A 5,814-nucleotide genomic window follows, 5' to 3' on the forward strand; every position below is an offset into this window, starting at 1 on the left:
CCGCCTCGCTCGGAAACGGGCCGGCCCTGAGGGCTTCGGAGCTTTGGTTTCGGGGGTTTTGAGGGGAAGAAAGAGTTGAGAAACTTCTTGCTTTCCTGGGTTGGTTTCAATAGGTTCCGCGCTCCAATCGAATCGCCGAACGGTTAAGAGGAAAGCCTCTGCGTTTTCCTCCGGTGGTTTTTTGTGGTTTTGAGGCTTCGGTCTTGGTTCTGCAAAATCTCTGAAAAGAGCGGTTGACACGAGGTTCGCGGTTCTCTAAATCGCCGCCTCCGCCGACGACGCGGCGCTAAACAAGTCGGGCCGCTGAGGCGGTTCTGGGTCTTTGACATTGTTGATATGGAAAGAGAAACGCAGGCGGCGGTGTTCTAGCGATGACCTTCGGGTCATTATACGACACTGACTATCTGCGGTCTTTTTGAAAAGATACCATGCGTCGGTCTTCGGATCGATGACGTGGGAACTCGTCAATAAAATACGTAGAACTAATGCCAAGATCACTTCGGTGGTCTTCAAGCTTAGGTCAGAAGTCAACTCAACCTGAGAGTTTGATCCTGGCTCAGAGCGAACGCTGGCGGCAGGCCTAACACATGCAAGTCGAACGAACTCTTCGGAGTTAGTGGCGGACGGGTGAGTAACACGTGGGAACGTGCCTTTAGGTTCGGAATAACTCAGGGAAACTTGTGCTAATACCGAATGTGCCCTTCGGGGGAAAGATTTATCGCCTTTAGAGCGGCCCGCGTCTGATTAGCTAGTTGGTGAGGTAAAGGCTCACCAAGGCGACGATCAGTAGCTGGTCTGAGAGGATGATCAGCCACATTGGGACTGAGACACGGCCCAAACTCCTACGGGAGGCAGCAGTGGGGAATCTTGCGCAATGGGCGAAAGCCTGACGCAGCCATGCCGCGTGAATGATGAAGGTCTTAGGATTGTAAAATTCTTTCAGTAGGGACGATAATGACGGTACCTACAGAAGAAGCCCCGGCTAACTTCGTGCCAGCAGCCGCGGTAATACGAAGGGGGCTAGCGTTGCTCGGAATTACTGGGCGTAAAGGGAGCGTAGGCGGACATTTAAGTCAGGGGTGAAATCCCGGGGCTCAACCTCGGAATTGCCTTTGATACTGGGTGTCTTGAGTGTGAGAGAGGTATGTGGAACTCCGAGTGTAGAGGTGAAATTCGTAGATATTCGGAAGAACACCAGTGGCGAAGGCGACATACTGGCTCATTACTGACGCTGAGGCTCGAAAGCGTGGGGAGCAAACAGGATTAGATACCCTGGTAGTCCACGCCGTAAACGATGATTGCTAGTTGTCGGGATGCATGCATTTCGGTGACGCAGCTAACGCATTAAGCAATCCGCCTGGGGAGTACGGTCGCAAGATTAAAACTCAAAGGAATTGACGGGGGCCCGCACAAGCGGTGGAGCATGTGGTTTAATTCGAAGCAACGCGCAGAACCTTACCACCTTTTGACATGCCTGGACCGCCAGAGAGATCTGGCTTTCCCTTCGGGGACTAGGACACAGGTGCTGCATGGCTGTCGTCAGCTCGTGTCGTGAGATGTTGGGTTAAGTCCCGCAACGAGCGCAACCCTCGCCATTAGTTGCCATCATTTAGTTGGGAACTCTAATGGGACTGCCGGTGCTAAGCCGGAGGAAGGTGGGGATGACGTCAAGTCCTCATGGCCCTTACAGGGTGGGCTACACACGTGCTACAATGGCGACTACAGAGGGTTAATCCTTAAAAGTCGTCTCAGTTCGGATTGTCCTCTGCAACTCGAGGGCATGAAGTTGGAATCGCTAGTAATCGCGGATCAGCATGCCGCGGTGAATACGTTCCCGGGCCTTGTACACACCGCCCGTCACACCATGGGAGTTGGTTCTACCCGAAGGCGCTGCGCTGACCGCAAGGGGGCAGGCGACCACGGTAGGGTCAGCGACTGGGGTGAAGTCGTAACAAGGTAGCCGTAGGGGAACCTGCGGCTGGATCACCTCCTTTCTAAGGATGCTTCTCCAGGCCGTCTCTCACGAGACTGTCTATTGAGGCTCCGATTTAGCGGAGCGCTTCACAGCGCCGAGCACTATGCGGAATGCCGCCGTCTCCGTTTCTCTTTCCACTTTCGTCATCGACGCATCGACCATACGGGTTGATGTATTGGTGACGCGATCGCGAGCCTGGGTCTCTTGACCTGGCTGTCGCTGCCATAGGCCCGTAGCTCAGGTGGTTAGAGCGTACGCCTGATAAGCGTAAGGTCGGCAGTTCGAGTCTGCCCGGGCCTACCAGCTCATGCTGGTTGCTGGGGTTGGCCTCCAGCCCACAGGCAGTATCGTATGACAGCTCTCCTGGGCTTTGCACCATTCCTGTTGGAATGGGGCCATAGCTCAGTTGGTAGAGCGCCTGCTTTGCAAGCAGGATGTCGTCGGTTCGACTCCGTCTGGCTCCACCAGGATCTTGTGATCGCATTCAAGTTTGCCGTTGGCCGTAAGGCCGGCGTGCATTGAAATCGTAAAGGAAGAACGTGACCGGCTCCCCTGAGCTTGTAGGTCTTGTTCGAGAAGAAGACATTGTCTGACAAAAATCAGGCTCGGTCCCCCGGCGACTTTCCAGTCGGGCGGAATAAACCGAGCATGAGTTTTGCTGAGAAACGATCAAACGTTGAAGGGCTTCTGACGGATGCCTTGGCGTAGAGAGGCGATGAAGGACGTGGCAAGCTGCGATAAGAACCGGGGAGGCGCTAGCACCCTTTGATCCGGTTATTTCCGAATGGGGAAACCCACCTTTACAGTCTTCCAACTCTGCTTCGGTTTCGGCCGGAGCGGCGATTGGCGGATTGTTGAAAGGTATAATGAGCTGAATACATAGGCTTCATTAAGCGAACCCGGGGAACTGAAACATCTCAGTACCCGGAGGAAAGGACATCAACCGAGACTCCCGTAGTAGTGGCGAGCGAACCGGGACCAGGCCAGTGCTCTTGTGAAATAAAGACGAACGATCTGGAAAGGTCGGCCATAGTGGGTGAAAGCCCCGTAGTCATCAAACAGCAAGAGACTCGAGTAGGGCGGGACACGTGAAATCCTGTCTGAACATGGGGGGACCACCCTCCAAGCCTAAGTACTCCTCTACGACCGATAGTGAACAAGTACCGTGAGGGAAAGGTGAAAAGCACCCCGACAAGGGGAGTGAAACAGATCCTGAAATCGGAAGCCTACAAGCAGTCGGAGCCCCCAAGCGGGGTGACGGCGTACCTTTTGTATAATGGGTCAGCGACTTCATGTGTCGAGCAAGCTTAAGCCGTTAGGTGTAGGCGCAGCGAAAGCGAGTCTGAATAGGGCGCTAAGTTCGACGTATGACGACCCGAAACCAGGTGATCTATCCATGAGCAGGTTGAAGGTTGGGTAACACCAACTGGAGGACCGAACCCGTGAATGTTGAAAAATTCTGGGATGACTTGTGGATAGGGGTGAAAGGCCAATCAAACCTGGACATAGCTGGTTCTCCGCGAAATCTATTTAGGTAGAGCGTCCGACGAATTCCTTGGGGGGTAGAGCACTGGATGGTTGCGGGCTGCGCGAGCGGTACCAATACTAACCAAACTCCGAATACCCAAGAGAACTATCGGGCAGACACACGGCGGGTGCTAACGTCCGTCGTGAAAAGGGAAACAACCCTAACCATCATCTAAGGCCCCCAAGTCACGGCTAAGTGGGAAACGATGTGGGATTGCTTTGACAATCAGGAGGTTGGCTTAGAAGCAGCCATCCTTTAAAGAAAGCGTAACAGCTCACTGATCAAGCGATCCTGCGCGGAAAATGTAACGGGGCTCAAGCCGTGCGCCGAAGATATGGGTTTGCAGTTTACTGCAAGCGGTAGCGGAGCGTTCCGTAGGCCGGTGAAGGTCAGGCGTGAGCCTGGCTGGAGGTATCGGAAGTGAGAATGCTGACATGAGTAACGATAAGAGTGTGAGAGACACTCTCGCCGAAAGACCAAGGGTTCCTGCGTAAAGCTAATCTGCGCAGGGTTAGTCGGCCCCTAAGGCGAGGCTGAAAAGCGTAGTCGATGGGAAGCAGGTAAATATTCCTGCACCAGCTGGAAGTGACGGATGGCTTAACTCGTACCCACTTATTGGATTGTGTGTGCGGGGGCGTTGTCCCAGGAAATAACTCCAGCAGAGACCGTACCCGAAACCGACACAGGTGGTCAGGTAGAGCATACCAAGGCGTTTGAGAGAACTATGCTGAAGGAACTCGGCAAATTGCACGCGTAACTTCGGAATAAGCGTGACTCACCCTGGGCAACCAGGACTGAGTGGCACAAGCCAGGGGGTAGCGACTGTTTAGCAAAAACACAGGGCTCTGCGAAGCAGCAATGCGACGTATAGGGTCTGACGCCTGCCCGGTGCCTGAAGGTTAAAGGGAGTTGTGAAAGCGACGAACTGAAGCCCAGGTAAACGGCGGCCGTAACTATAACGGTCCTAAGGTAGCGAAATTCCTTGTCGGGTAAGTTCCGACCTGCACGAATGGCGTAACGACTTCCCCACTGTCTCCAGCATAGGCTCAGTGAAATTGAATTCCCCGTGAAGATGCGGGGTTCCCGCGGTCAGACGGAAAGACCCTATGAACCTTTACTATAGCTTCGCCTTGGCGTTAGCGACCGTATGTGTAGGATAGGTGGGAGACTATGAAACCGGGGCGCCAGCTCTGGTGGAGTCGTCCTTGAAATACCACCCTTACTGTCGTTGACGTCTAACCGAGGGCCGTTATCCGGTCCCGGGACATGGCGTGGTGGGTAGTTTGACTGGGGCGGTCGCCTCCTAAAGTGTAACGGAGGCGCGCGATGGTGAGCTCAGAGCGGTCGGAAATCGCTCGTCGAGTGCAATGGCATAAGCTCGCCTGACTGCGAGACTGACAAGTCGAGCAGAGACGAAAGTCGGCCATAGTGATCCGGTGGTCCCGAGTGGAAGGGCCATCGCTCAACGGATAAAAGGTACTCTAGGGATAACAGGCTGATTTTGCCCAAGAGTCCATATCGACGGCAAAGTTTGGCACCTCGATGTCGGCTCATCACATCCTGGGGCTGGAGCAGGTCCCAAGGGTATGGCTGTTCGCCATTTAAAGTGGTACGTGAGCTGGGTTCAGAACGTCGTGAGACAGTTTGGTCCCTATCTGCCGTGGGTGTTCGAAGCTTGAGAGGATCTGTCCCTAGTACGAGAGGACCGGGATGGACATACCTCTGGTGTACCTGTCATGGCGCCAGCTGTGCAGCAGGGTAGCTAAGTATGGAATAGATAACCGCTGAAAGCATCTAAGCGGGAAACTAACCTCAAAACAAGGCTTCGCTGAGGATCGTGGAAGACTACCACGTTGATAGGCCAGGTGTGGAAGTGGGGCGACCCATGAAGCTTACTGGTACTAATAATCCGATCGGTTTGATCGTTTCTCAGCAAAACTCATTCGATGATCATCCTTGACCCGATGATCGTCACGACAATGTCTTCTTCGCAATCTCTCTGTCCGCCCCGTTGACCCGGTGGCTATGTCGGAGGTTCCCCACCCGATCCCATTCCGAACTCGGTCGTTAAGCCCTCCAGAGCCAATGGTACTTCGTCTCAAGGCGCGGGAGAGTAGGTCGCCGCCGGGTCTACCGGGCGGACAGAGTGATTGCTAAATACCTGGCCTGTCGCGCTTCGCGCTACTTCAGCCCAGGCTTCTCGAACCGTTCTTCCTTCACGACTACCGCTTGCCGCGGGATGGAGCAGCCCGGTAGCTCGTCAGGCTCATAACCTGAAGGTCGTAGGTTCAAATCCTACTCCCGCACCCAA

3 tRNA genes and 3 rRNA genes are annotated in these 5,814 nt (G+C 54.3%); all 6 read left to right on the forward strand.

Annotated elements, in window-relative coordinates:
- Window positions 1-533: 533 nt before the first annotated feature.
- The 6 genes from ACP7CK_RS16650 to ACP7CK_RS16675 all read left to right on the forward strand — a co-directional run bounded on the left by ACP7CK_RS16650 (window position 534) and on the right by ACP7CK_RS16675 (window position 5,813).
- Window positions 534-1,994, forward strand: a 16S ribosomal RNA gene (locus ACP7CK_RS16650).
- 207 nt (window positions 1,995-2,201) lie between these two features.
- Window positions 2,202-2,278, forward strand: a tRNA-Ile gene (locus ACP7CK_RS16655).
- Between the two features lie 88 nt (window positions 2,279-2,366).
- Window positions 2,367-2,442, forward strand: a tRNA-Ala gene (locus ACP7CK_RS16660).
- Window positions 2,443-2,642: 200 nt separating this feature from the next.
- Window positions 2,643-5,429 (forward strand): 23S ribosomal RNA (locus ACP7CK_RS16665).
- 89 nt (window positions 5,430-5,518) lie between these two features.
- Window positions 5,519-5,633 (forward strand): 5S ribosomal RNA (gene rrf / locus ACP7CK_RS16670).
- The 16S, 23S and 5S rRNA genes sit together here with 3 tRNA genes alongside, the layout of an rRNA operon.
- Window positions 5,634-5,736: 103 nt before the next feature.
- Window positions 5,737-5,813, forward strand: a tRNA-Met gene (locus ACP7CK_RS16675).
- The last annotated feature ends 1 nt before the right edge of the window (window position 5,814 follow it).

It is taken from the genome of Brevundimonas sp. TSRC1-1, assembly GCF_049898245.1.
GTDB classification, from domain to species: domain Bacteria; phylum Pseudomonadota; class Alphaproteobacteria; order Caulobacterales; family Caulobacteraceae; genus Brevundimonas; species Brevundimonas mediterranea_A.